22 protein-coding genes are annotated in these 26,346 nt (G+C 64.4%); 9 read left to right on the top strand and 13 right to left on the bottom strand.

What is annotated here, in order from left to right; translation table 11 throughout:
• The first annotated feature begins 114 nt into the window (after positions 1 to 114).
• The 3 genes from QOL62_RS14030 (at position 115) to QOL62_RS14020 (ending at position 4,083) form a co-directional block, all read left to right on the top strand.
• Complete coding sequence (locus tag QOL62_RS14030; RefSeq protein WP_283406718.1) at positions 115 to 957, top strand: hypothetical protein; 843 nt, start codon at positions 115 to 117, stop codon at positions 955 to 957.
• A 112-nt stretch (positions 958 to 1,069) separates the two neighbouring features.
• The gene (locus QOL62_RS14025) at positions 1,070 to 3,052 is read left to right on the top strand and encodes a TonB-dependent receptor domain-containing protein (RefSeq protein ID WP_283406717.1); all 1,983 of its coding nucleotides are present in this window, start codon (positions 1,070 to 1,072) and stop codon (positions 3,050 to 3,052) included.
• A 35-nt stretch (positions 3,053 to 3,087) separates the two neighbouring features.
• Complete coding sequence (locus tag QOL62_RS14020) at positions 3,088 to 4,083, top strand: siderophore ABC transporter substrate-binding protein (RefSeq protein ID WP_283406716.1); 996 nt, start codon at positions 3,088 to 3,090, stop codon at positions 4,081 to 4,083.
• A gap of 135 nt (positions 4,084 to 4,218) precedes the next feature.
• Here the strand turns inward: QOL62_RS14020 and QOL62_RS14015 are convergent, their stop codons facing one another.
• Entirely contained in the window at positions 4,219 to 6,861 is a 2,643-nt protein-coding gene (locus QOL62_RS14015; protein ID WP_283406715.1) for a putative bifunctional diguanylate cyclase/phosphodiesterase, read from the bottom strand.
• Positions 6,862 to 7,177: 316 nt separating this feature from the next.
• A complete protein-coding gene (locus QOL62_RS14010; RefSeq protein ID WP_158250627.1) occupies positions 7,178 to 7,351 on the bottom strand; it encodes a hypothetical protein in 174 nt (57 codons plus the stop codon).
• 375 nt (positions 7,352 to 7,726) lie between these two features.
• Here QOL62_RS14010 and nhaA point away from each other — a divergent pair, with 375 nt between their 5' ends.
• Positions 7,727 to 8,938: a Na+/H+ antiporter NhaA gene (nhaA, locus tag QOL62_RS14005; protein WP_283406714.1), complete on the top strand. Its 1,212-nt coding sequence runs from the start codon at positions 7,727 to 7,729 to the stop codon at positions 8,936 to 8,938.
• A gap of 78 nt (positions 8,939 to 9,016) precedes the next feature.
• Here the strand turns inward: nhaA and scpC are convergent, their stop codons facing one another.
• Positions 9,017 to 10,531, bottom strand: a complete 1,515-nt coding sequence (gene scpC, locus QOL62_RS14000) for a succinyl-CoA:acetate CoA-transferase ScpC (RefSeq protein ID WP_103728688.1) — start codon at positions 10,529 to 10,531, stop codon at positions 9,017 to 9,019.
• A gap of 121 nt (positions 10,532 to 10,652) precedes the next feature.
• Here scpC and QOL62_RS13995 point away from each other — a divergent pair, with 121 nt between their 5' ends.
• Positions 10,653 to 11,525, top strand: a complete 873-nt coding sequence (locus tag QOL62_RS13995; protein ID WP_103728729.1) for a LysR family transcriptional regulator — start codon at positions 10,653 to 10,655, stop codon at positions 11,523 to 11,525.
• Between the two features lie 296 nt (positions 11,526 to 11,821).
• Positions 11,822 to 12,160 (top strand): hypothetical protein, encoded by a 339-nt coding sequence (locus tag QOL62_RS13990; RefSeq protein ID WP_103728689.1) that lies wholly within the window; start codon positions 11,822 to 11,824, stop codon positions 12,158 to 12,160.
• Between the two features lie 8 nt (positions 12,161 to 12,168).
• On the opposite strand, the gene QOL62_RS13985 is transcribed toward QOL62_RS13990, so the two are convergent.
• From QOL62_RS13985 to QOL62_RS13950, 8 genes are all read right to left on the bottom strand, one after another.
• Positions 12,169 to 12,831: a flagellar hook assembly protein FlgD gene (locus QOL62_RS13985; RefSeq protein ID WP_283406713.1), complete on the bottom strand. Its 663-nt coding sequence runs from the start codon at positions 12,829 to 12,831 to the stop codon at positions 12,169 to 12,171.
• Positions 12,832 to 12,839: 8 nt separating this feature from the next.
• A complete protein-coding gene (locus tag QOL62_RS13980; protein WP_283406712.1) occupies positions 12,840 to 14,126 on the bottom strand; it encodes a flagellar hook-length control protein FliK in 1,287 nt (428 codons plus the stop codon).
• Positions 14,127 to 14,426: 300 nt separating this feature from the next.
• Positions 14,427 to 16,496, bottom strand: coding sequence for a flagellar biosynthesis protein FlhA (flhA, locus tag QOL62_RS13975; RefSeq protein ID WP_379511724.1), 2,070 nt, complete (start codon positions 16,494 to 16,496; stop codon positions 14,427 to 14,429).
• Between the two features lie 50 nt (positions 16,497 to 16,546).
• Positions 16,547 to 17,053 carry a helix-turn-helix domain-containing protein gene (locus QOL62_RS13970; protein WP_283406710.1) on the bottom strand — a complete coding sequence of 169 codons (507 nt, stop codon included), beginning with the start codon at positions 17,051 to 17,053 and terminating at the stop codon, positions 16,547 to 16,549.
• Positions 17,053 to 17,415, bottom strand: a complete 363-nt coding sequence (fliN, locus tag QOL62_RS13965; protein WP_103728693.1) for a flagellar motor switch protein FliN — start codon at positions 17,413 to 17,415, stop codon at positions 17,053 to 17,055. The genes QOL62_RS13970 and fliN overlap by 1 nt, the downstream gene beginning before the upstream one ends.
• A 10-nt stretch (positions 17,416 to 17,425) precedes the next feature.
• Complete coding sequence (gene fliF, locus QOL62_RS13960; protein ID WP_379511682.1) at positions 17,426 to 18,991, bottom strand: flagellar basal-body MS-ring/collar protein FliF; 1,566 nt, start codon at positions 18,989 to 18,991, stop codon at positions 17,426 to 17,428.
• A 123-nt stretch (positions 18,992 to 19,114) separates the two neighbouring features.
• Positions 19,115 to 19,837, bottom strand: coding sequence for a FliH/SctL family protein (locus QOL62_RS13955; RefSeq protein ID WP_283406709.1), 723 nt, complete (start codon positions 19,835 to 19,837; stop codon positions 19,115 to 19,117).
• A gap of 7 nt (positions 19,838 to 19,844) precedes the next feature.
• On the bottom strand, positions 19,845 to 20,873 hold the full coding sequence (locus tag QOL62_RS13950; protein ID WP_103728732.1) for a flagellar motor switch protein FliG: 1,029 nt from the start codon (positions 20,871 to 20,873) through the stop codon (positions 19,845 to 19,847).
• Positions 20,874 to 20,989: 116 nt separating this feature from the next.
• On the opposite strand from QOL62_RS13950, the gene QOL62_RS13945 reads away from it, so the two are divergent.
• The 3 genes from QOL62_RS13945 to QOL62_RS13935 all read left to right on the top strand — a co-directional run bounded on the left by QOL62_RS13945 (position 20,990) and on the right by QOL62_RS13935 (position 25,578).
• Entirely contained in the window at positions 20,990 to 23,698 is a 2,709-nt protein-coding gene (locus QOL62_RS13945) for an NHL repeat-containing protein (protein WP_283406708.1), read from the top strand.
• A gap of 14 nt (positions 23,699 to 23,712) precedes the next feature.
• Entirely contained in the window at positions 23,713 to 24,138 is a 426-nt protein-coding gene (locus QOL62_RS13940; protein ID WP_283406707.1) for a flagellar basal body rod protein FlgB, read from the top strand.
• A 342-nt stretch (positions 24,139 to 24,480) separates the two neighbouring features.
• Complete coding sequence (locus QOL62_RS13935; protein WP_283406706.1) at positions 24,481 to 25,578, top strand: helix-turn-helix domain-containing protein; 1,098 nt, start codon at positions 24,481 to 24,483, stop codon at positions 25,576 to 25,578.
• Positions 25,579 to 25,621: 43 nt separating this feature from the next.
• Here the strand turns inward: QOL62_RS13935 and QOL62_RS13930 are convergent, their stop codons facing one another.
• The gene (locus tag QOL62_RS13930; protein WP_283406705.1) at positions 25,622 to 26,053 is read right to left on the bottom strand and encodes a flagellar biosynthesis protein FlgN; all 432 of its coding nucleotides are present in this window, start codon (positions 26,051 to 26,053) and stop codon (positions 25,622 to 25,624) included.
• Positions 26,034 to 26,345, bottom strand: coding sequence for a rod-binding protein (locus QOL62_RS13925; RefSeq protein WP_283406704.1), 312 nt, complete (start codon positions 26,343 to 26,345; stop codon positions 26,034 to 26,036). The genes QOL62_RS13930 and QOL62_RS13925 overlap by 20 nt, the downstream gene beginning before the upstream one ends.
• Between the last annotated feature and the right edge of the window lies 1 nt (position 26,346).

The raw sequence follows: 26,346 nt of genomic DNA, 5'->3' as shown, positions 1-26,346 counted from the left end.
CTTGGCGACCGCTGCAAAACCGTGTGGTCCGCTGCGGTGAAGCGCCCTCTAAGGTGACCCCGCGATTCGGTCAAACACTAATTTCAAAAATGTTTTCAACAGAGGCAACGGGACATGCGGGCGCCCGTCCTCCCGCCACCGGAGGCGGCGGAACCCTCGCGAGAGCGGCTTATTTCCTCTACGAAGGAGATGCCGAACGTGGAGCAACTTGCGGGAGATTTCTGGTCCATTCGGGGTGATTTCAGGATCGCCGGGATCCTGAACATCGGCACACAGATGTCGCTGGTCCGGCAGTCCAATGGTCGGTTCTTGCTCATCGACAGCTACAGACCCGAGGAAGAGGAACTGTCCGCCGTCCGGGCGCTGACGAACGGCGGCGAGGCGATTGACGCGATCGTCAACGTACACCCATTCCACACCCTGCACTGCCGCGTGCTCCATGAGCTGTTCCCGCGCGCGACGCTGATCGGCACCGAGCGGCATCATCGAGAGTATCCAGACCTTCCCTGGTCGAAGGATCGGATCGAGGACACGTCGACGCAGGAGCGGTTCGGCGCGGATCTTGAATTTGCCATACCATCAGGCGTGGATTTCGTATGCCAGGATGAGCGGGTGCATGTGGGCTCTGCCCTGGTCCGCCACCGGTCAAGTCGCATCCTTCACGTGGACGACACGATCAACGTTTTCACCCCGCCTGCCTTGCTCAGGGCGTTGCTTCCTTCCCCACGCCTGCGATTCCATCCCATGCTTGCGAGGGCTCTCGGCGACAGGGCCGACGCAGCGGACGCCTTCGAACAATGGGCACTCGGCCTGGCGGAGGCCTGGGCCGACACAACAGTGGTATGCGCCGCCCACTCGGCGATACATCGGCCGCGCTCCTTTCGAGAGGAGATGGAGGCTGCGCTTGCTGCGGTGAAGCCGGTGCTCGCCCTGCATCGTCGGCGGTTCGCCGGCTGAACAGCCCAAAAAGCCTGTACATAAAAAGACATAATTCTGCTGTTGCGAATTGTTAGCATTAGCCGTAGCTGAGCGCCACTTGGCCCTGGGGGGTCGCCAAAGGGGTGTTTAGATGTCGTTTGCCTATGCCGCGCTCAGAGCTTCTCGTCTGCCGCTCCTCAGCCTTGGCCTAGTTCTCTCCAGCAGTGTCTGCGCCGAAGAAGCTGCCGATGCCGCCGCAGATAGCAATGACATCGTGGTCACAGCCACCGGCTTCGAGATGCAGGCCATCGAGGCTCCGGCTTCCATCAGCGTCATTTCCCGCGAACGGCTGGAGGAGGCGCCTTACCGGCAGATCACCGATGCGCTTTTGGATGTGCCCGGTGTGTCCATCACGCCTGGTGAGGGCAACTCGCGCGATATCTCCATTCGCGGCATGGGTGCGAACTACACCCTGATCCTCGTCGACGGTCGCCGCCTCAACTCACGTCAGTCACGCACAAACGGAGGCAGCATCACCGAAAGCGGCATGCTGCCGCCGCTCGAGCAGATCGAGCGCATCGAAGTTGTACGTGGGCCGATGTCCTCGCTCTACGGCTCGGATGCGATGGGCGGCGTCATCAACGTCATCACCCGTCGCGTCGGCGATAAGTGGAGCGGAAGCGTTCGCGCCAATGGGACAGGGCAGATTTTCGGTGAGTACGGGGATTACTGGGACGCAAGCTTCTCCGCAGGCGGCCCGATCATTTCCGATGTCGTGGGGCTGCAGCTCTCGGGCGGAATGAACCGGCGCAACGAGGACACCGTCTATTACGGCACGCCGCAGCGAAAGGACGATAACCTTACGGGCCGGCTGGGCTTCAAGCTTGGCTCGGATCACGACCTTATCCTGGAAACCTCCTACTACTACCAGGAAACGCAGCAAACGCCGGGCAAGACCCTGCTGGCGACCGATACCCCCTCGCTGCAGAGCCAGGAGAGGTTCGTCTACTCGCTCAACCACACGGGCAAGTATGGTGCCGTGACGTCGCAGTCCTACGTCCAGCTGGAGGACGCCACCCGCCGCGAGACGAACGTCAACATCAAGAACTACGTGGCACAGTCCTCCTGGATCGTGCCGATCGGCCGGCACACGATTAACGCGGGTGGCTATTTCGACTACATCGACCTTTACGCGCCTTCGGGCAACGGACTTACCGTCGACGGCAAGGTCAGGGACGCGGCCGACCGCCTGCAGTGGGCTCTGTTCGGCGAAGCGGAATGGAACTTCATACCCGGCTTCGCCCTGACCACGGGTCTGCGCTTCGACGATCACGATCTCTATGGCAGCCGTCTCTCGCCGCGCATCTACGGCGTGTGGAAAGTGACCGGCGACTTGATCGTCAAGGGCGGCGTGTCCAGCGGCTTCCGCGCTCCCGACATTCGGCAGACACTGGCGGATTGGGGCCAGAACAGCCGCGGCGGCACCGTGTACGGCAACCCCGACCTGAAGGCGGAAACGTCGCTCACCTACGAAGGCAGCGTCATCTACAGCAAGGGGCGCTTCGAGGCGAGCCTGACCGCATACCAGACGGACTTCAACGACAAGATCCTGCGCGTCACGTGCGCACAAGCGGGCGCATGGTGCACCAGCGAGCCCAACAACAGCAGCGGTCGGCCGGGAACTACGTATCTCAATGTGGACAAGGCCCGCATTCGCGGTATCGAGGCGTCCCTGCGAGCTCCGATCGGCGCGGCCTTCACTCTCAGCGCCAGCGGCACGTTCACGGATTCCAAGCAGCTGACCGGCATCAACGCCGGGGCGGCCCTCAATGAGACACCTGAACTGCAAGGAAGCCTTGCGCTGAACTACCGTCCGGAAGGCTCACGCTTCAGCGGCTTCATCCGCGGCATCTACTACGGCAAGGAACTGCAGGCCGCGACGGCGATCAGCGCCTCCAACATCATCGCTCCGGGGTATGCCACCGTCGATGTCGGCGCTGCCCTCGATGTGACTGAACGCCTCACGCTGCGCCTGGGCATCCAGAATCTCCTCGATAAGCAGATGACCTATGAGGAGTATGGCTACGTCAACGATCGTGCTCGTGCGTGGGCAGGGATATCCGCGCGGTTCTGAGCTGCGTCAGGTCTGGAACAGGGAAGGAAGACAGCATGCCGACATTCTCAAGAAAAGCGCTTCTGGGTATCAGCGCCGCCATCGCGGCCCTGACCCTTGCCGGCGCCGCACCCGCCAAGGAGGTCACGATTGCCCATGCCAAGGGCCAGACCCTGCTCGAGCAGGCTCCAAAGAAGGTCGCGGTCTATGATCTCGCAACGCTCGACATCCTGAACGCGCTGGGCGTCGACGCTGTCGCGGGGGTGCCCAAGGGGGCTGACGGCAACGGCAACCTCCCGCCGCACCTGGCCCGGTACACCGCTCCTCGCTACGCCAACGTGGGCACTCTGTTCGAACCCGATACGGCCGCGTTGGCGGCGCTCAAGCCCGACCTTGTCATCATCGGCGGGCGGTCTGCCAAGAAGTATGTCGAGCTTGCCGGTCTAGCGCCGACGATCGATCTCTCTTCGCAGGGAGGCGATCTGGCGGCGACGGTGATCGACAACACCCGCAAGCTCGGGCACCTGTTCGGCGTCGAGGAGCAGGCTGGCCAACGCGTGACCGAGTTCGAAGCGACTGTGTCCGAACTGCATGCCGAGGCCGGGCGGCAAGGCACCGGCCTCCTCCTGTTCAGCGCTGGCCAAGGCGTTGCCGTCCATGCGCCTGGCGATCGGTTCGGCCACGTCTATGACTTCATCGGCATCCGTTCAGCCGTGCCTGCTGTCGAAGCCACAGAGCGTAGCGGACGCGCGCCCGCCGGCTCGCCCGAAGCCGAGCTGGCACACCGGCAGCAACAGCAGAAGCTCGAAGCCGGCTTATCCGCCGATCCACACTGGATCTTCGTCATCGACCGCTCTGCCGCCACGGGCACGGCGCCGAGCACTGCGCGGCAAACACTCGCCCAGGATCCGCGCATCAGCGCCACCAGCGCGTGGAAGGCCGGCCGCGTCGTCTATCTCGACCCCAAGACCTGGTACCTCGTCGGCGCCGGTATAGATGCCCTGTCGCAGAGCGCAAAGGCCACCCTCGCGTCGTTCAAGGCGGCGAATTAATCGCCACTTACTTCCTCCTGTCCCACTGCATGGCCGGCTCTGCAACGACCAGAACGGGCCATGCAGTGGAGCAGAGAACAGGTTCGCTGGCGCAGTGCCGCAGCGGGTTTCCCGTCGGACGGTGACACGCGATCATTAAACGCCGCCCCTGAACGTCTCCAGCGCTGCAGCCGCGTTCCAGTTTTGCAGCAGTCGGGTAGCCGCTTCCGCATCTGTAGGCCGGCCGAAGAGATAGCCTTGCGCGACATCACAATCCCACTGCGCCAGGGCGCGCGCCTGGGACGCGGTTTCGATGCCCTCGGCCACGGTCAGGATGCCTAGGCGCTTTGCCAGATCCAGGATCGTTCGCACGATCATGGCATCCTCGCTTTCACGCAGGTCGATCTGCTCGATGAACGAGCGGTCGATCTTCAGCACATCCACCGGGAACTGCTTGAGGTGGGTGAGCGAGGCATAACCCGTTCCAAAGTCGTCCAGCGCAATCGTTACACCCGCGTCCGAGAGCGTGCGCAGCGTGCTTTCCACCGAAGTGGAGAGCTGTTCCGTCAGAACGCTTTCCGTCACCTCAAGCTCGATCCTGTGGGCCGCCACCCCCGCCCTCTCCAATCTTGTGAGTATCCGCTCGGCAAAGTCGCCGCGGCTGAAATCATGGGTCGACGAATTCACCGCGACCCGGCCGAAGCGCAGCCCTTCGGCTTCCCATGCAAGAATGTCCCCGATCACCTTGTCCAGAATGCGGTCGGTGATCTGCGTCGAAGTGCCGGGATCGGACAGGGCTGCCGCTATTTCGTCTGGCGTCCGGAAAACCTGCTCGTGGTGCCACCGCAGCAAAGCCTCGAACCCGACGCATTCGCCCGTGTGGAACGATATCTTTGGCTGATAGAAGGGTACGATCCGGTCGTGGCGCAACGCTTCGCGAGCATCATAGAGCATCTGAATCTCGCGCTCCGCCTCGAAGCCGAGCTCAGCACGATAGCAGCGGATGCGTCCGCCGCCCTCCTTCTTGGCGGCGTAGAGCGCAAGGTCTGCTCTCTTGTGGACATCGCGAGGCGCCTCACCGTGGCCGAAGGCGACCGCAACACCGACGCTGAATCCGAGATCGAGTTGCCTTCCCTTGTAGGAGACGGGCGCACGTGCGGTCGACAGAAGAGCATCGACTGCTCCGACCGGATCGGTCTCGGCGTCGAAGCCCGGTAGGATCGCAGCGAACTCGTCGCCCCCGAGCCGGGCGACCGTGCCTTCGGGCGGGATAATCTGACTGAGCCGTACAGCGAGCTGCGACAGCATGGCGTCACCCGCATCGTGTCCGAGGTTGTCATTGATCATCTTGAACCGGTCAAGGTCCAGGATTGCCAGGGCGACCCCTTTTCCTTCATCATGAGCTTGAGCAAGGACTGCATCCAGACGTTCCGCAAACAGCGTACGGTTAGGCAGGCCGGTGAGCGCGTCGTAATGCGCCGCACGGCGCAGGCTGCGCTCGAACAGCACCTGCTTGGTGACGTCCTGCAGCGCGCCGATCAGTCTTGTCGCCCGGCCCGAAGGATCGCGCACCACATAGCCTCTGGCATTCAGATGCAGATAGGTTCCGGACCCTGCCAGAAAACGAAAGGCAAGGCTCCAGTGCCGGAGCGAGGCATCGGTTTCCACGTCACGAAACCGTTCCAGCACATGCGGGCGGTCCTCGGGATGGATACGCTCCACCCACCAGTCGCGCGATGTGCCCGCCAGCGCCTCCGGATAGCCCAGAACGGTGGCAACCGCGCTGCTCCATTCCACGTTGCTGCCGTCCATCCGCAAATCCCAGATGACGTCATTGGTGGCAAGCGAGGCAAGCCTGTATCTCTCCTCGCTTTGTTGCAGGGCCTGTTCTGCCAGCATCTGGTCATGAATGTCCTCCAGCGTGCCATACCAGGCAAGAACCTCTCCGTTCTCGTCCCGCCGCGGAAAGCTTCGCGTCCGCATCCAGCGGTATGTGCCATCCGCATGACGCAGGCGGTAGCGTGCATCGAGATGGTCCTCCTCTCCACTCAGCGCGCGCTGCCATCTCTCACGCACCTGTGGCAGGTCGTCCGGGTGAAGGGCTGCGGCGCCCTGCCAACCCAGTCCTTCCTCGACGGAAAGGCCCGTCAGGGTCGACCAGCGAGGGCTGAGCTCGATGGTGCTGCCAGTCCTGTCCGCGATCCAGGGTATCTGAGGATTCAGAGCCACCGATTGCCGGTAATGCTCCTGACTGTCCCCCAGCGCGCCCACAAGGTTCCTCATCTCCGCCCGGGAACGCAGGAGTTCGTCGAATGCGCCCCGATTGTGCGCCAGTGTCCACAGAATGAGCGCCGCAGCCAGCACGAGCGGAATACCGACACCGGCATCGTAGGGATGGCCCGAAAAGATCAGCACGAACGTGGCCGGCATGGTGCCGAAGGCGAGAACCGCCCAGCCCGCCGCCGGAAGGGCCTGAAGACAATAGCAGCAAGTGATGGAGGAGACGAACAGGTAAAGCACGACCGCTGTGAAACGCGCCGGCTCGATCATCTGCAGCAGCAGAAGACCCCAGGCGCCGAAGGCCACCCCGAGCACCACGGCAGCGGCCAGCGTGCCAAACAGATAGCGCCGGATCCGCGGCGCCGTCGCCGTGTCCTGCCGGCGCAGCAGCCACATAATCGAGCGGAGAGCGATCGCCAGAAGAAGTACCGCCGGGAACCCGAGGCTGTAGAGGGGCGGCACGTCGTGATAAATGGCAGCTGCGAGGAACAGCACATTTATCGACAGGAGAGCGTACATGAGCGGGATCTGAACCCGCAAGAGTGCAAACTGCTCTCTTAAGGCTTCATCAGAGGCTTCCGTAATACCCCGTATGGGATGCAGGATCACCATGCCGCGCCTTCAGGTTTTTACTTGTGCAGAAAAGATTTTCCCGCTCACACCCGAAATGCACACGGCAACTCCCCGTTATTATTATTAGACCTCTACCATCATGATCGTGAAATTGTTCCTATCATGGAGACATCTGTACCATCCACATCTTCATTCAACAGTCAAGCTGTTCGGCCGAGCGATACTCCTACGTTAATGTGACGGAGTTTTCCGTTCCGCCAGGTTACCGAACCTTCTGCTCCTCCCGGCGCAGCTCCTCGCGCAGTTCACGTGCTGACTCGTCCGAGACGGCATCGAGGCGGCGGTCCCGCCGAAAGTACTGGATCGTCGCGTACGCGATCGCGAGGCCCAGGAGGATGGGTCCGCCGATGATGACGAACGCCCACAAGTTTTCCATTCCACGGCTCCTTACATGGCATGTTGCGGTGGTGAATAAGTCAGGAATGAACGGAGCACCGCAGGCGTTCCCTCCGGATGCCTGATTGTGATCCACTATGGTGCTCTTTGACGCGGGGCCACTTCATCGGCGGCAAGCCAGCAACTCGGATGACCGGGTGCCCGCCCCGAAAACCCCGGCGCGGCTCGGGAAGAGACGAGCGGCGAGCCGCTTCCCCGTCCACGCCCGGCGCGGGATCTCTCGGTTAAACTGCGCCGCGCCGGTTGCGGGACCCGGGCCACCATGCCTATAAACGCCCCGGGTGCTCGCCAAGGCGGGCAGGTTTCGTAACGCTGGTCGGGCCGCCAGCGATGTTGACCCTCGCCTGGAGTACGCATGGCCATCACTCGTCTCAAGACCCCCAGTGCGCTGCGCCGTTTCCTCAATGGCCAGTCCTCAGCGGGACTTGTCCTCATGGCGACCGCGGCGCTGGCGCTGATCGTGGCAAACTCGCCTTTGGCGGGTACCTACGAGGCGATCCTGCACACCTACGTGGGACCGCTGTCCCTCGGACACTGGATCAATGACGCGCTGATGGCCGTCTTCTTCCTTCTCGTGGGGCTGGAAATCAAGCGCGAGATGCTGGATGGACAACTCTCGACATGGTCGCGGCGGATCCTGCCCGGGGTTGCGGCGCTTGGTGGCATGGTGGTGCCGGCGCTCATATTCTACGCCCTCAACACCGGCCCGACAGCGCGAGGCTGGGCGATACCCGCGGCGACGGACATCGCCTTCGCCCTGGGCGTCATCTCCCTCCTGGGCAAGCGCGCTCCGGCCTCGCTGCGCATCTTCCTGGCCGCTCTCGCGATCATCGACGACCTGGGAGCGGTCATCATCATCGCTCTGTTCTACACGGCTGACCTTTCGCTCGGCAACCTTGCGGGGGCGGGAGCGATCGTAGTCGCCCTCGTTGCGATGAACCGCTTCAAGATCGACCGCCTCTTGCCGTATCTGCTGCTCGGTGCCGCCCTGTGGTTCTTCGTGTTCCGCTCGGGCATTCACGCCACCCTTGCGGGTGTCGTCCTCGCTCTCACCATTCCTCTCGACAGGACACCCAGCCGCTCTGACAGCGATGCGGAGAGCCCGCTGCACCGGCTCGAGCACGCCCTGCATCTCCCGGTAGGCTTCCTCATCGTGCCGCTGTTCGCCTTCGCCAATGCCGGCGTTCCCCTGCTCGGCCTGCCCGCCGACGCCTTCACCGCGCCTGTGACGCTTGGCGTTACCCTCGGCCTGCTGCTTGGCAAGCCCATCGGGGTCTTCGGCTTGTCGATGATCGCCATCCGACTTGGACTTGCCGATGCCCCGGCCTACGCCAGCCGCACGCAGATGCTGGGCGTGTCTCTGCTGTGCGGTATTGGCTTTACCATGAGCCTGTTCATCGCGCTGCTGGCCTATCCCGATGCCGCCATCCTTCAGGCGGAGGCGAAAATCGGCATCCTCGCCGGTTCGCTGCTCTCGGGCCTGCTGGGGTACACCCTGCTCCGCATGTCCCGGCCGGAGGTATCCGGCTGCGAGGAACGGAACGTCAAGGCAGAGTTCGTGCGCTGAAAGCGGCTCGGCTCCGCGTGACCTTAAGGAACAGGGGGCGCCTTCGCGCCCCCTTTTCTTAAGCCTTGGTCCCGTTCCTCAGCTCGGCAGCATCGTGCCGGTGTCGATGAAGCGCTGGTGCCATGACAGAGCCTCCGACGGCAGCGACGGAGCGTGCTTGCCGAACGAGGTGCGGCTGGCGCGGTCATAATAATCGCGAAGGGCATCCCGATACATGGGGTGCGCGCAGTTTTCGATCACGAGGGCGGCCCGCTTGCGCGGTGTGAGGCCGCGCAGGTCCGCCAGACCCTGCTCGGTCACCAGCACGGCCACGTCCTGCATGATATGATCCACATGCGCCGCCTGCGGCACGATGGCGGAAATCGCGCCGCCCTTGGCGATGGAGGGCGTCATGAAGATCGAGATGTAGGCGTTGCGCGCGAAATCGCCCGAACCACCGATGCCATTCTGGATGCGTGACCCCATGACACAGGTGGAGTTGACGGTGCCGTAGATATCCGCCTCAATGAGGCCATTCATGGCGATGCAGCCAAGGCGGCGCACCAGCTCCGGATGATTGCTGATCTCCTGTGGGCGCAGGATCATGCGTGAGCGATAGCGCTCCATCTCCGCGTTGATGCGCAGGGCCGCGTCGGGGCTCAGTGAGAATGCGGTGGCTGAGGCCATCCGCAGCTTCCCGGCATCGATCAGGTCGAGCATGCCGTCCTGGATCACTTCGGTGTAGGCTGTCAGATCGTCGAAGGGGCTGTCGACCAGCCCCGTGAGGACGGCATTGGCGATATTGCCGACGCCCGACTGTATCGGCAGCAAAGAAGCCGGCAGACGCCCCTTCGCCACTTCATGCGACAGGAATTCAATGATGTGATCGGCGATTGCCAGCGCCGCGCTGTCCGGCGGCGTGAACGGCAGATTGCGGTCGGGGGCGTCGGTTTCGACGATGGCGACGATCTTCGACGGATCGCAACGAAAGGCGGCTTCACCGATCCGGTCGTCGGGCCGAACAAGGGGAATCGGCACGCGATGGGGAGGAAGAGCGGTGCCGTAGTAGATGTCATGCATCCCCTCCAGCGCCGGGTTTTGCCAGGAGTTGACCTCAAGGATCACCGCCTCGGCCCGATCGAGCCAGGTCTTGTTGTTCCCGACCGACGAGGATGGCACCAGCGAACCGTCCGGACGAATGGCCGTCACCTCGACGACAGCGACGTCAAGCGGCCCGAGAAACCCCTGCCAGGCCATCGGCGCCACCTGCGACAGGTGCATGTCGAGATAGTCCATCTCGCCGTTGTTGATCCGCTCGCGCGCGATCGGGTCGGAGTTGTAGGGCAGCCTCAATTCGATACCGTCCGCCTTGGCCAGCGCACCGTCCAGTTCCGGCCCCGTGGACGCCCCGGTCCAGACTTTCACGCGCATTGCGCGCCCGGCGGCGTGTTCCGCCTCGATACGGGCAGCAAGCGCGACCGGCACGGCCTTCGGGTAGCCCGAGCCGGTAAACCCGCTCATGCCGACGGTCTGCCCGTGCTTGATCAGCGCGGCAGCGTCCGCAGCGGACATGATCTTCGAACGCAGGTCGTCACGGGCGATACGCTTCGTCATGAGTTGCCTCTCAATCTCCTGGCCTTCTCGGGGCCTCGGTCCTCATCGCTTCTCCTTCGATCCGTGCGAAGGCGAAGACAATATAGCAATTCGGCACATCACTTGTGCTATAGCCGTTCAAATGAGCGATCTGATCCGATCCTTGCGCCTGTTCGTTCGCCTCACGGAAGAAGGCAGCTTCTCCGCGCTCGGACGCAGCCAGAACTTGAGCCACACCACGATCGCTCGAGCCATCAGTGACCTGGAACTCCATTTCGGTGTCAGGCTGTTCCAACGCACCACCCGCCGTCAGGTTCTTACGACAGACGGCGAACGGTTGCTGGAACACGCGGTGGCGATTCTCGACCAGGTTGGCCTTGCGGAAAGCGACCTTGCGGGCGCCGTGGCAGCCCGGGGTCTGGTACGGATCGGTGTGACGACGGCACTGGGGCTGCACTATGCCGAGCGGCTCGGCCGGCTCTCCGAACAGCATCCCGAGCTGCTGGTCGAATGGCTGATGGCCGATTGGCACGATGCGACCGATCACGGTGGCCTTGATCTGTGGCTCTGGGTGGGGGAAGACGGCGCCGAAGGCACGCTTTTGGGGCACTTGCCCCGGATACTGGCCGCCTCGCCGGGGTACCTTCGCAGGCACGGCGTCCCCGTTTCCGTCAGCGACCTCGCGGGGCACCAGTGCCTGGCCTATGGCTACGCCGCCCGGCCAAGCCCATGGCTCCTTGAGGGGAAGGAATTCAGCGTCACGGGCTTCCTGCGGGCAAACAGCAGTGAAGCGATACTGCGCGCTGCACGCGGCGGTGGCGGCATCGGGCTGCTTCCGCGTATCCAGGTGGAGGAAGACCTCGCACGCGGGCTGCTCACCCACGTCCTGCCGCAGGTTGCAATTCCGCCCGTCGCCGTCCTGATCGCCCACGGCTTTCGAGGCATGAGGATGCCGATGCGAACACGCGTTGCCCTGGACTTCCTGGTCGAGCATTTCCCGCACCCGCCCGGCTGACTGATTCGCCGCCGTACGGAAGCGCCGGCAGGGTTCCAGTAGCCATGAATGCTCAGAAAGGATGGGGCCACGCCCGGTCGTCAGGGTCGATTTGCGCTGAACCGTTGTTCTACTCGCCTTTTATCAACGCTTTGTTGCTGGTGCCCGCTTTCATGCCTTCTACGGTGATATACAGATAGACCGGACGGTTGACTGGTGAATGCATCGGACATCACTTGGCCGTTGGGGTTGACCTTACGTCGCGGGCCCGGGGGGCGGGCCGCCGTGGATTTGGTCTGAAGTGCTTGAGAGTGCGTATGGCGGATACGACAGGTTGGGGGTTGGGCAGCGGGAACGCTCCAGCCTCGGGGGCGCAGCAGGAATACTGGTTCTCTCTGAAGCTGCGGGTGGATTCACCCGAGCAGCTTTGGCAGGCGGCCGCCCTGCGGTGCCTGAGCCAGTCCAACCTCAGCCCGGCAGAGGTGGAGGAGATAATTGGCCCAATCGAGGACCCGTCCGTCTCCGATTGCCTCATGATCCTGGCTCTGCCGGAACGCATCCCCGGCTGCAGTCGGCTTGATACGATCCTTGCCCACACGAGGCCGGACGGAGACCGAACGTCCCCGGATGTCGAGCCGGTGTCGATTCTCGACTGATTTTGCCATCAATCCTCGCTGCCGGCGGTGAGAGCGACCAGTCCAGTCGCCGAGAAGCGGATGCCGTTGACGCCGAGCATGATGCTGGATCCGTCGGTCACGACATCGTCTACGCGGCCGACCGAGTTGATGGTGGCCGTGAGGCTTGATCCAGACGCGTTCACGGTGCTTATGGACAGCGTATAGGCGCCTGGCTCAGCCTTGCTGCCGTCCGACTTCGTCCCGTCCCACTCGAACGTTCCCTGAGCGTCCGGGTCCAGTGCCACGGTCGCGACCGTGGCGCCCAGCGAGTCCTTCACGGTTGCGGTGATCGTGGAGGGGGCACCGTCGACGTAGTACGTCCAGCGCGCCGGGGCATCGCCCAGACCGGAGACAGGTGAATCGAAGCGGGCCTCCCGGCCGATGTAGCTGGAGGCCTGCGCCATCTGCTGGGAGAGGAGCTGGCTCATGATGTCGTCCAGCTTACCGGTCTGCTGGATGGACTGCTCTACCTGCGAATACTGCACCAGCTGTGCCGTGTACTCCGATGTGTCCATGGGATCGAGCGGGTCCTGGTTCGTCATCTGCGTCGTGAGCAGCTTGAGGAACAGGTTGTAATCGGCCAGGAGGCCCGAGGTGGCTCCGGCCGTCGCGCTGATGCCCTTGGTCGCTGTATCGGTAACGGTGGTCATAGGCTGCCTTATGCCATGAGGTCGACTTGGCCGCTGCCTCGCAACGACGGGAGGATGGGCGCGGCGATCTCCTGCTGGTCAGGATAGACACTTCCGTCGCCTGCGGGAGATGTCGGCACATGCGGGCGAGCGCCATGGCGCTGCTGCCCACCTGCCCCACTTTCGAAGCGAAGCGACTGTGTGTCGGCACGCACGCCCGCATCGGCCAGGGCACGATCAAGCTGGCCGCTTTCCCGCTTCATCAGGTCCAGAGCCATCGCGTTGTCCGATGAGACGACCGCGCGCAGCGTGCCGTCCGCGGAAAAGGAAAGCTCCACGTCCACCCGGCCCAGATGCTGCGGCGCCAGCCGGATCAGCAAGATCTCGCCCGCGCCGCGATCGACACGGTCCACCGCCCTTGCGATCGCAACACCGATGTCATTGCCGAACCGCCCCTCCCGCAGAGCGACGGTCGCCTCGGCCCCGTGACTTGCCGGCGGACGGGCCATTGCCGGAGAGGCCGCAGACGACGAACGCTCCAGAACGGCGTTGATGTGCTGATCGAAAGAAGGCCCATCGGCAGCGGTGCCGGCCCTTGCGCCCTCCGGCACCGCCAGGTCGGGGGAAGCCGGAGCAAGCGCGTCAGGTGCATCCCGCGGCACCGACGCTGGATCGGTGGCGCTCCGCTCGTGGCTGACGGCCGAAGGCTGGATCTGTATCGCCCTTTCGCTCTGCACGCCTGTCACCGGACGTTCGATTGCCGGTATCACGACTGCTACCGGCAAAGCGCTGGCAGCCGGAGAAGCCGCGCTGTCCTGATCCTCCGTGTGGATGGCGACAGCGTCCTCGTTCGTCGTGGCCCTCACCTCGGGCGACTCCGCAACGAGGTCGGTGGTTCCGGCAGCTTCGGCCCCCTTGGTCACGCCATCTTCACCGGGGAAAACCAGCGCCGGCTGCAACGGCAGGTCAATCGCGACCGCAGGTGTCGCGCGCGGCTCCTCCTCCTCCTGCGAGGCAGGTGAAGCTTGCGGATCCTCCGGTGTCAGCGCCGGGGCCTCCACTGCGGAAAGAGGCTCCGGTTCCGAAACAGCTGCATCGGCAAACGGAGCAGCAAGGAAAGCGCGCGCGTCGCCACTCGATCCCTCCGGCCCAACAGCGGGCACGCTCCCAGCCTCGGCATCGACCGCGTCCGGCGCCATGTCCACCCGTAGCGAGCCATCCGCCTGCTCATCGGCCTGCGGTGGCCTAGGAATGGAAACGACCGGGTCAATGATGGACCGTACCGACACCGCCGACACCGTTTCGGCTGCCTTCATCAACAGTGCGCCTGGAACGGATGGCCGGGACACCCCCTCGTCCCTCGCAGCCGTCCTTTGCGGTGCCTCAGCGACACCCGGCAGCGGCGACACTGCCACCGCCCCGCCTGGCATGCCCCCTCCGCTCACCGCCTCCAGCACGGCCGCGAAGAGCACGCCCGGCTGGGCCCCGGCTGCCGATGCGGACGCCGGCATCGGCCCGGTGAGAACGGCCGTCGATACAGGAAAAGGAAACGGGGTGAGTGCCATCAGACCTCATCATAGAGGGTGCGCGACCAGAACGGTTGCAGCGCATCATCTTCATCCGATCGCGCCCAGGCTGCGCAGCCGTGCACGCGGATGGATCTCGTTTTGCGAGAGCACAATCGTGGCGGGACGAACGCGCTCGATGATGGAGCGCACGAACGGCCTCAGGCTGGGGCTGGTCAGCAGGCAGGGGATCTCGCCTTGGGCCGCAAGACGGTCGTAGGTTTCGCGAACCGCGGCGATGAACCCCTGCAACTGGGAGGGCGCCATCGCAAGGTGGCGATCGTCGCCCTGGCCGATGATCGCCTCCGAAAACGCTTCGTCCCAGACGAGCCCGAGTGCCACGATCGGTATCGTCCCGTTCAGGGTGTGCTGGGCGGAGATCTGCCGCGCCAGCCGCGCGCGGACATGCTCCGTCACCTGCGTCAGATTGGCTGTGATCGCGCTCGCCTCGGCCACACCTTCGAGGATCGTCGGCAGATCCCGGATCGACACACCCTCGGCCAACAGATTCTGCAGGATACGCTGCACGCCCGAGATGGAAATACGCGAGGGCACGATATCCGCGATCAATTTCGCCGATTCCTTGTGAACCTCGTCGAGCAGCTTTTGCGTTTCCGCATAGGATAGCAGATCCGCGATGTTGTCCTTGACGATCTCGGTCAGATGCGTGGTGACCACGGTGCCGCAATCGACCACCGTAAGGCCGCGGAACCCGGCCTCCTGGCGCAGTTCGCGTTCGATCCAAAGCGCGGGCAGCTTGAACACCGGCTCCTGCGTGGCCTCGCCGCTGAGACCGGTTTCGCCGCCCCCTGCATTGATGACGAGCAGCTTTCCGATGCGCAGTTCGCCGCGCGCGATCTCCGTTTCCTTCACGAAGACGACGTACTCGTTCGGCTGAAGCGCCAGGTTGTCCAGGATGCGGACGGCAGGCAGGACAAACCCGTAGTCGATTGCAAGCTGGCGCCGCAAGGCCCGGACCTGATCGTCCAGGCGAGGCTCTGCGCTGGCGTCGTTGATGAGGGGGAGCAGGGCGTAACCCAATTCGATGCGCAGGGCGTCCATCTGCAGGGTGCGGGCGATCGGCTCCTCGGCCTGTGCGGCGTTCTGCCGCTGCAGGGCCGCCGCTTCCTCCATACGGGCGGCCGCGCTTGCGGTTTCAGCCTTGCGGCTCATCGACCATGCCAGCCAGCCGCACAGCCCGCCCAGCAGCGCGAACGGCAGAAAAGGCAGGCCCGGCATGAGCGCCAGCGCCACCATGAGGGCACCGGCTATGCCGAAGGCCTTGGGATAGCGGCCAAGCTGCTCCCCAAGCGCAGCCCCGGTCTTGCCGACGACGCCACCCTTCGAAACCAGAAGGCCCGCAGCCGTGGAAACGATCAGTGCCGGGATCTGGCTGACGAGCCCGTCGCCTACGGTAAGGATCGTGTAGGTCGTGAACGCCTCACCGAAGGGGACGCCGTGAATGACGGCACCCACGATCAGCCCGACGACAATGTTTATGCCCGTGATGAGCAAGCCGGCGACCGCATCCCCCTTCACGAACTTCGAGGCGCCGTCCATCGCGCCGTAGAAGCCGCTTTCCGCCTCGATCTCGGCCCGGCGTTCCCGGGCCTGTTCCTCGGTTATCATGCCGGCGTTCAGGTCGGCGTCGATGGCCATCTGCTTGCCGGGCATCGCGTCGAGGCTGAAGCGGGCGGCGACTTCGGCGATGCGGCCGGCGCCCTTGGTGATGACCACGAAGTTGATGACGATAAGGATCGCGAAGATGGTGAGGCCGATGACCGTCTCGCCCCCCATCAGGAATTCGCCGAAGGCGGCGATCACGCCTCCGGCAGCCTCGTGCCCCTCATGGCCGTGGCCGAGGATCAGCCGGGTCGAGGCCAGGTTGAGGCCGAGGCGCAGCATCGTCGTGATGAGGAGAATGGTCGGAAAGCTCGACAGCTGAAGCGGCTTTTCGATGAAGAGCGCCGTCATCAGGATCAGCACCGAAGCGGTGATCGACAGGGCCAGCCCCATGTCGAGCAACCAGGCTGGCATCGGCAGGATGAGCATCGCGATGATCGCGCCCACACCCAGCGCCAGCGCAAGGTCGCGGCCAGGACCCAACCGCGCTACGAACAGGCCAAGTCTTTCAGGAAGCTGGAATTTCGAGGATGCCGTGGACGCCACAGTCAGGCCCTGCCCCTCGGCGAAGGCTGCGCCGCTTGCCGCTCGCCCTTCACGTCACGGCCCCGTCTTGCTGCCGGGGGGCGTTCGGACGACGGCGGCACCTCCATTCCCTCCGCGCTGAAGGACCGGAGTTTGTTGCGCATGGTCCGCACCGAAATACCCAGCATCGCCGCCGCCGCGCTGCGATTGCCCCCGCAGTGGTGCAGCGTCTGGAGTATAAGCTCCCGCTCGACGTCGGCGATGTTCTGCCCGACGAGGCCGGAGACCGAAGCCGTCACCGAACCTCCGACGCCTCGGAGGCGGGATAGAACGTCCTTCAGGTTGACTGAGAGATCGACCACGACGACGTCCGTGCCGGAGCCGGCCCAATCGTCCAGGGTCGCCTGGTTCGCCGCACCGACGCCGATCCTGGTGGCGGACCCGCGCACCATTTCGGCTGCAAGGCGCGTCGCCTCGGTCAGTTCCCCCACCAGCCGCAGGCGCGTGGGATGAGGAGAAGGGCCGATCATCAGCCCTCCTTGCGAACGATCTCGGTCAGCGTGACGCCGAGAGTGGCATCGATCAGCACGACCTCGCCCCGCGCAATGAGGCGGTTGTTCACGAAGATGTCGACCGGCTCTCCCACACGGCGGTCCAGTTCGACGACCATGCCAGGCTTGAGGCGGAGCAGGTCGCCGATGTCCATCTTGGACCGGCCAAGCACCGCCTGCACCTTGACGGGGACATCGAAGACGGCTTGCAGATCGTCGGGCGTGGGAGGCGTTGACGGCCGGGGCGGCAGCGTGGTCGTCGCCTGATCCGCTGTATCGCCGTCCGGCTCGTCCGGCAGATGCGCAGGGGCGAGTTGCCGAGGTTCAAGCTCGTCGCTCATCGGTTACCTTTCACGTGTTCATCCACTGGCGAATGACGGAGGCGGACTCCGCCGGATTGGAGGCGATGGTTTCTCCGATCCGATTGATGGCCGAGAGCTTCACCCGCCCGTCGACATGTGCGAGCGCGATTTCCTGGTCGAGCAGGGTTTCCGGGTCGGTTACCGGTTCCAGTTGGCCGAGCGTGACGAAGCCCTCGGAAGCGCCGTTGCCACCGTCCTCGGGCGCCGGCGCGGGTAACAGGGCCGGTGCATTGGGCCGCCGCAACATACGGATAGCGAAGAGCACGATACCGCCCACCAGCAGGATCTTCAGGATGTCGAGAATGCGATCCACCGTCAGCCCGAACGGCAGGCCGCCTTCGAAGCTGTCGAGTTCCTGTGCGGCGAAGGGCATATTCTCGACGACGACGCTGTCGCCACGCTCGCTGTCGAAGCCGACGGCGTTCTCGACAAGCCGCTGAAGGCGTTCCAGCTGGGGCTGGGGCAATCCTTTTTCGCCGCCGTCCACCATGACCGCCACGGTGAGGCGCTTCACCTGGCCCGGGGTGCGCACCGCCACCTTCTGCACGCGACTGTTCTGGTACGTTACGTCCTCCGAGGTCTCGTTCTGCGCCGAACGACGGCTGTCCCCGCCGCCGCCTGCGACGGCGCCCTCGTTCTCGGGAAGCTGCGCGGCGACGGTGGCGCCTTGCGCCCCGGCAGCGTTCTCGTTGCTCTGGTTGTTGGATTCGACCGTGACCTGGTGCTGGACGACCTGCTTGTCGGGATCGAAGGTTTCGGATTCCTCGCGCACCTGATCCCGCTCGAGAACCGCAGAAACCTCGGCACGCACCTTGCCCTGGCCGACGATCGGTTCGACCATCGTTTCGATCTGGTCACGCAGACGCGCCTCGACGGCGGCCTGTCGGTCCTCGATGTCGCTGGCCCCGCCCTCACCCTCTCCGGCCCGTGCGAGCAGAGCCCCGGTCTGGTCCACGACGGAGACGGCTTCGGGGGACAGGTCGGGCACCGCGGAGGAAACGAGATAGCGGATCGCCTGCACGGCCTCCCCGGGAAGACGGCCGCTGGTCTTCACCGTCACCGCAGCGGTCGCCTTACGCGGCTCCGTCTCGAACATTGCGCGCTCGGGCATGACGACATGGACGCGCGCGCGGCTGACCCGATCGAGGCTTTCAATGGAACGGACAAGTTCGCCCTCCACCGCGCGTGTCTCGTTCAGCTTGGCGCGGGACGAGGAAATGCCGAACGGCTCCTCCTCATCCAGCACTTCATAGCCGATCTTGCCGCCCAGCTTTTCGGAAGCCATCGCCATGCGCAGTTCCGGCAGCTTGTCTACAGGCGCCATGATGGCGGTCCCATCGGCTGAAAGCTGGAAGGGCACCGCCTGCGCCTTCAGCTTTTCAGTGATGGTTGCCGCCGCTGCCGGGTCGAGATCGGTGTAGAGGTAGCCCATCGCGCTTTGCGGCGTGCGCATGGCAACCCAGCCGAGCCCCGCGAGCAGGGCGAGCGCGACGGCCGCCATGGCAGCCGCCCGGCGCACGCCGATCTGTCCTACGAAATTGCGCAACGCGTCCAAGTGCCGCCTTCCTCGATGAACGGCACCGCTGCGCGACGCCTTCGAGGGTATTATAGGATAAGACTAGGCAAGACTTGCCGGGTCGATGGAAATTTGTGTCGCGGCCTCGCCCTGCAAAGGCGATCAAGCCTCGCGCGGCACCCGGCCATCTGGCATGCCGCGCTGGGTGGCAGGTCGCAGCACCCCGTCGAGTTCGGCCAGCACGGCGGCGCGGCGGGCCTGCAAGTCCACGTCCAGGCCGCCCGCGTTCCAGTCGATACGCGCGTCTCCCGGTGCCACCTCCTCGTCGCTGACGACGGTGATGGACAGCGCACGACCGGCACGGCCTTCGCGGGCCTCGATCAGCGCCGCGATATCCTCGCACATCTCAGGATTGGCGCGCACGACCAGCGCGGTCCCGCGCACCACCTGATCGAGCGCACGGCCCAGAGCCTCGTCAATGGCCCTTGCCGGAGCCTCATCAATGGCGTGGCCGGCCAGCATTTCCGCCGCATGAAAGGCCACGGCCCCGGCTTCACCCACCATCCGCTGCGCCGCTTCGTCAAAGCGGCACTCGACGAGATCCAAGGAGGCGTAAAGCGCGTCCGTTGCTGCAAGCAGCGCCTCGCCGCGTTCCGTCCGCGCCTGCGCGGCTCCGGCCTCAAAGCCGTCGGCGCGAGCGCGGGCAAGCTCGACGGCATGTTCAGCCTTCATCCGCTCGAGAAGCGCCTGCAGATCCTCCACCTGCTCCTGAAGCGCTTCAAAGGAAGGCTCATCCGGCAGCTGCGGCGGTGCGACCGGCGTGTCGACCTTGTGAAAGAACACCCGGTCGAAGCCGAAGGGCTGTATGGTGGCCGCAGCGTCCATCATCACCTCAGTAGATCATCGCGTCGTCGCTCTTCGGATCGGCGAGCAGGATTTCTCCCTTCTCGCCGAGATCCTTTGCGAGCGCCACGAGATTGCCCTGCGCAGCCTCACACTCGCGCGCGCGGACGGGGCCCATGGCAGCCATGTCGTCGCGCAGAAGCTTTGCAGCACGTTCCGTCATCGCCCCAAAGAACAGGCGCCGCATATCTTCCGGCGCCCCCTTGAGGGCCAGCGCCAGCTCGCGCTTGTTGCAATTGCGCACAACGACCTGGATGGCGCTCGGCAGGAGGTTGCCCAGATCCTCGAACGTGAACATGAGCCCGCGGATGCGCTCGGCGGATTCCGGCGCGCGGTCGTCCAGCGCGCCCAGCATGGCTTCCTCGGTCGCGCGGTCCATGGCGTTGAACAGATCCGCCATGGATTCGTGCGGATCCCGACGTTGCGCGCGCGAAAGATTGGTCATGAATTCGGTTTTGAGTGTCTGCTCGACCTGAACGATCACGTCCTTCTGAACCGTCTCGGTCTTCAGCATCCGCAGGACGACTTCGGTGCTGAACTCACGGGGAAGTGCCGCCAGCACCCTCGCCGCATGGTCGGACTTCAGCTTCTGCAGGATCACGGCCACTGTCTGCGGGTGTTCGCTCTTGAGGTATCCGGCCAGCACGCCTTCGCTGACGTTCGAAAGCTTGTCCCACATGGTCCGCCCGGAAGGACCACGGATGTCTTCCATGATATCCTTCACCCTGTCGGGCGAGAGCACGCCCTCCAGCAGGCGCTCGGTGGTTTCATAGGAGCCATGCAGCGTGGTAATCGAGGAGACTTCCCCGACGAACTGCCCCAGCAGGTATTCGACCACGGGCGCCGGTACCCGGCCGAGCTGCGCGATGCTCGCCGACAGTTCCTTGATCTCGTCGTCGTTGAGTTGCTGCCAGATGGGGATGCCATGCTCCTGGCCCAGTGCCAGCAGCAGCGCAGCCGCCCGCTGCGTGCCCGAGTACTTCTTCAGCTCGGGCGGCTCACCCACCGCAGTCATCATGTTCACTGTGAGTTTCCCTGAAACGTCATGGCAATTTTGAAGCGATCCCATCCGATTCCGGCGACTCTCTTCTATTTATAGGAGAGACCCCCGCGCAACCGGCTTACGAGGCACAATTGACGATAAGTCTGAATAATGGGTTGATCGGGTTGTCCATCCTGGGCGGAACGTCCTCCTACTCCTCCTATCTCAGCACGGCGGCATCGACGGAGAGCCCGGCTGTCATCGCAGCGAAGAAGGCGTTCTCCACACCGACCGTGACACCCCCGTGGCAGGGGCTTGGGGAGATGAGCGGAGCGACCAGCGCGCAGGTGGCCGCAGTCAAGCGCTTGGCCTCGATCATCGACACCTCCGGGGACAGTTCCCTTGACGGCTTGCCCGATGTGCAGACGGCCTTCACCGCTTACAAGGCCTTGGAGAACCTGCGGATTCTTGCCGAAGCGGGGACATCGAAAACCCTTCAGGAGGCGGAGCGCGCATCCCTTCAGAAGGCGTTCGCCAGAGGGCTGAGCGATCTGCAGTCCTATTTAGCGTCGGCGGAAACCGATCTGCTGACGCTTGCCTTCGGGTCCGCCTCCAGCACCAGCCGGACAGTGGGCCTGCCCTCGGTCTACGCTCTTGGGGCGGTGGTCGGTGCCGGCGTTTCGGCCACGCGCGCGGCATCTCTGGAGGGCCTGAGCGGGTCGGAAATTTTTTCCGTTTCCCTCACTAAGGGCAGCCTGACGGAGGTCGTGACAGTCGATCTTTCGCAGAGCAGCCAGCCGCCGACGCTCGATTCGGTGGCGGGGGCGCTCAACGCGGCCATCGCCGCAAGGCCTCTTCTCGATGCGAACGGCAGCCCGGTTCTCGATGCCGACGGAAACCCGACGAGCAAGTGGACATCGAATTTCACGGTCGAGAAGTCTGGCGGGAAATGGGGTCTTGTGTTCAACCCATCCGGCATCGAGCAAGTATCTCTCGATCAGGTGGGCACGGCCGACGCCCTGATGATCGCCAGCGGTGAGACACGGCAGATCTCCGGCCAGGACAGCCCGGTCAGCGCGAACGTGTATCGTATTGAGGACCGCGCGGGATCGCTGAGCTGGGAGCGGTTGAATTCGATAAGCGCCGTAGACGCGGCCGCCACCGCGAGAGCGCAAGCGGCCGCGATCGACAGCACGGAAGATGACGCTGCCGACCTCACGGTTAATGCCGGTACGACCACACAGGGGCTCGTCACGGATGCGCAGGGGTACAGCTACATCGTCGGCACGACCGCCGGGGACCTGGGGACGCACCTCGGGGACGGCACCGACGATCTATTCCTCACCAAGGTGGATAGCGAAGGCAACCTCGTGTGGCAGCGCAGTCTGGGGACCGCTGGCAGCGCCCGGGGTGCGGCCGTCACCCTCGCCCCCAATGGCGAAATCGTGGTTGCGGGAACCGCCAGCAGCGGAGACGAGATCCAGGGCGACATGTTGGTGGCTCGCTTCAACGCCAAGGGGCAGGAACTTTCGAATACAGTCATCCGGCAGGTAGGAGCCGAAACAGCCAGTGCGGTCACCGTGGGCCGTGACGGTTCCATCTTCGTGGCCGGCCGCGCGTCCTCGGGGGGGGGAGACGCGGTGATCGTCAAGCTGGACAGCGCCGGCAAGCTCATCGAGCGGCGCACGATCGACAGCGGAGGATCAGATTCAGTGGCCGCGCTGGCCATCGATGGCGAGGGGCGCCTTCTTGCCCTTACGCACGAGCAGGGCATTGCCACGCTGCGCCGCTTCGGCTCCTCGCTGGGCGAGGATGCAGGCAGCCTTGAGCTGGGTGCGGCCTCAGCGCGCGCGATAGCGGTATCGGAGACAGGGCAGATCGCGGTGGCGGGAACGTCCAGCAGCAGCCTGCTCGGCGACCAGGTCAACGCCCCCAGTGGGGGAATGGACGCCTTCGTCATGCTCATCGACGCTGACTTCTCCAGCCGGTCCACGACGTACATAGGAACGGCAGAGGCCGACCAGGCGGACAGCCTCACTTTTCTGAACGGCTCCCTGTACGTCGGCGGACGAACGGCCGGCACTCTGGAAGGCGAAAGGTCCGGCCGGGTGGACGGCTTTGTCGCTCGCATTGATCCGGGCAGCGGCTCGGTCCAGACCGTTTCGCAGTGGGGGCGCCTCGCCACCTCTATCGAGCCGGTGCGTCTGTCCGCCGTGTCCGGAGGCTCGACGGCGCTCGGGGCCCTTGGCCTGCACCGCGGCTTGCTCAACCAGCAGGCGACCGGCGACCTGGTCACGGAGACCTCTCTGCGGGTGGGAGACAATTTCAAGATCAGGCTCGACGGCGGGGCGGCGCGGACGGTCACCATCGAGAAAGGTGAGACCATGGCCTCTCTCGCCCAGAAGATTCGCCGGATTACCGGAACTGACGCCACGATCAGCACCCCGTTCACGGATGGTCTGTCCAGCCTCAAGATCGAGGTGAAGTCGGGCCATACCCTTGAGCTCGTTGCCGGCGCGACAGGGACCGATGCGCTGCCGAAGCTGGGCCTCGAGCCCATCCGGCTCATCCCCCCAAAGGTTGCCGCCAGAAACGAACCCAAGGTCACACCAGGCGGTCGTTACAACCTTGCCCTCGACGACACATTGACCCTGCTTGACGTGAAAACCGCGGCGGCTGCGCTGACAGCGGTCACTTCGGCCATATCCATGACTCAGTCCGCCTATCGCTCGCTCTACTGGGACTCAGCCAAGGCCGCTCTGGTCGACGGCGTGATGTCGGGGGGCTCGGGTTCACCGTACCAGCAGGCACAACTCGCCAACTACCAGGCCGCCCTCGCCCGGCTGACCGGCACAGCGTGACAGGAAAGCCCCTGATGTCCTCCTTGCCCGCCATATTCGACAGCATGAGCCGCGCCATGAAATCCATGGCCGAGCACCAGCGTGTTATCGCCGAGAACGTCGCCAACAGCGAAACTCCCGGGTACAAGGCACGGACGGTGGAGGCGCCGGATTTCGCCTCCCTCCTCGACGGACAGCTTGGAGCCGGCGGCCCCCCCCACGTGTCCCGGCCCAGAGTGGAGCTGTCGGGCGGCATGGCCGCTCTCGGTGCACGACCTCCGCAGACGGGCGGACGCGTGGTGCTGGACAGCGAGACGAGCGAAACCAAGCCCGACGGCAACAATGTGACGCTTGAGGACCAGCTTCTGGCGCTTGGCGAGGTGCAGCAGGACTACGCGGCGCTGACCAATCTCTATCGCAAACAGATGGCCCTGATGAAGACGGCGACCAGCAAGGGCTGAAGGCCGGGCCAGTTCGGCGGTTCCCATTTCAAGCTCCGGACCGGATCCTTCAGGCGCCGCCTCCGTGACGCTCCTGAAGTAAGTTCAAGGCTCAAGTGCAACCGGCGCGGGCTTTAAGGATATTTAAGGAGGGGCGCTCCAGACCCGTCTGGAACTGCACCAAAGAGTAATGGTCGCGGAAAAGAACCGATTCGGCGGTTCACCCGAAAGGGTGCATTGACGCTGTCGGAGAGGCATGAAAAAGCCTGTATGGGCTTCGATCGGATACGGACAGCGATGAACGACAAGTCGCCTGGAACAAGCCTCCGGGCAGAACAACGGCACATTAAAGGAAGTGAACTGATGGAAATTGATTTCCATCGCACTCTGGTGTTCCCGAACCGCGTTCGCAAGTTCCGCAAGCAGATGAACATCGGCTCACTGCTTGAACTCTCCGAAAGACTTCCGGCGATTACCTATATTCGTCTTTCCAAGATCGAACGGGGGGAGGTCTTCGCCCGAGCCGATGAACTGCGTCTGATCGCACGTGCTCTGGGCATCACGGCCGACGAACTCCTGATCGACGTCAACGATCCTTCCTTCGACATCGCGGCATGGGCCGAACCGCTTCACGGCACCATACCGGCAGACCCGGAGGGTGAACGAGCGGCCGTCCTCCTGGCCGCTGCCTTGCGGGCTCGTCGCGGAAGCGATCCCGCCCTTACAATCGCCGCGCTGGAACAGGAATACGGCATCGCGCCCGTCGTCCTTTCACGGATCGAGAATGCACTCAAGCCGCTGGAGCGCTGGAACGAGGATGTCCGCAGCGCCCTGCGCCGCCTGTTCGGCATGGCAGACGATGCAGCGCTCGCCGCGCACCTCGAAAGATTGGCCAGCAGTGGAGCATTGGACCCGGTACTGCCGCTGGTAGCCAATCCGCAGGCGCGCCTGACGAAGTCCCGTACCCGCATCGCGGCGTTGAGGGAGGAGCTTGCCGCCGGGGATGCGCTGCGGGAGAAGCCTGCATCGAAGCCGCCCGCTCCGGTCCGCAGGGACGCGCCTCCACCGCACGGCGCCTCGGACGGGCAAACGGCTCTGGTCAGGCTCTTGCCGGTCTACGGCACCCCGCTGCCTGATGGCCTGATCGCCCGGACCCTTTTGCAGGCCATTGTAGAAGCGCCCCGCTCTGCAGGCCCCCGCGCGTACGGGCTGCGCGTCGGCAGGCCCACCCTTGGTGCCGGCCTGCCCGGACGTGCGACGCTGGTCGTCGATCCCGACCGTTTCCCCGTGGCCGGCGGATTGGCTGTTGTGCGGGAGGAAGACGGTCTGCGCGTCGTATCTGTTGCGGTGGACCGTAATGGCCGTATGCTCGGGTACAGCCAGGTTCCTGATGTGGAGGTGGCACTTGACGCGCTGGATCCGGACGCGGTTGCCGCCGTCGTTTCCGCCGTGTTCGAGTAGCAGGCCTGGCCATCTTCGCAGCCGCAGCCCGGCAGGCCGCGTGTCAGAATTCCCCGTTGACAGCGATGGGCGTCGTGAGATCCGACCGTGCCAGGGTTCCACTCGCCCCATACCCGTAGGCGCGGTTGCCGGTGAGACGCTTCGCCTCGGCCGAAATCGCGGCCATCATGTCCACGGACAGTTCGATGTGCCGCTCCAGCAGGGCCGCGTTGACCATGGAGGCAGCGCGAAGCTCGCCAAGAGCTTCCGCGAATGTGTGGCGCAGTTCGGCGCCCATCCCGGTGGCCCAGCCCGGCTCCTGCCGCGTCAGGCGCGCGAGTCGTTCCTCCAGCGCCCCGGCCAGACGGGCCTTTACTTCTGCAAGTTCACCAAGGTCCAGCGCTCGCTGGCTGGAGTCCAGCCTGGCGGTCTCCTCCCGCATGACCGCAGACAGCGAGGTCATGATGGCTATCACTTCACCGGGCACCCGGTTCATCTCCCTGCAGCCGGATGATCTGCGCCTGAACCGCCGAAGCGATGCCGAGGCCTCTACCCTGAGCGATCTGGTTGCCGATCTGCTCGGCCAGGATGCCGCGGAACATATCTTCGCCGTGCCCGCCGGAAAACTGCGGATCCTGCTCGACCGTCTCCATCAGGATCTTCGTGATCTGACCGGCGAAGACACCCTCGAACTGTCTGGCGACAGCGCCGGGGCTGCGATCCGGGTGCACAGTCGCGGGGCGCGGTGGGGGCTGCGACCCTGCGGCTGTGACTTTCTGCTCGCTCATA

This window comes from Novosphingobium panipatense, from assembly GCF_900182875.1.
GTDB classification, from domain to species: Bacteria; Pseudomonadota; Alphaproteobacteria; order Sphingomonadales; family Sphingomonadaceae; genus Novosphingobium; species Novosphingobium panipatense.
Note: the sequence above shows the minus strand (reverse complement) of the source record. Positions and strands in the feature narration are given on the sequence as shown.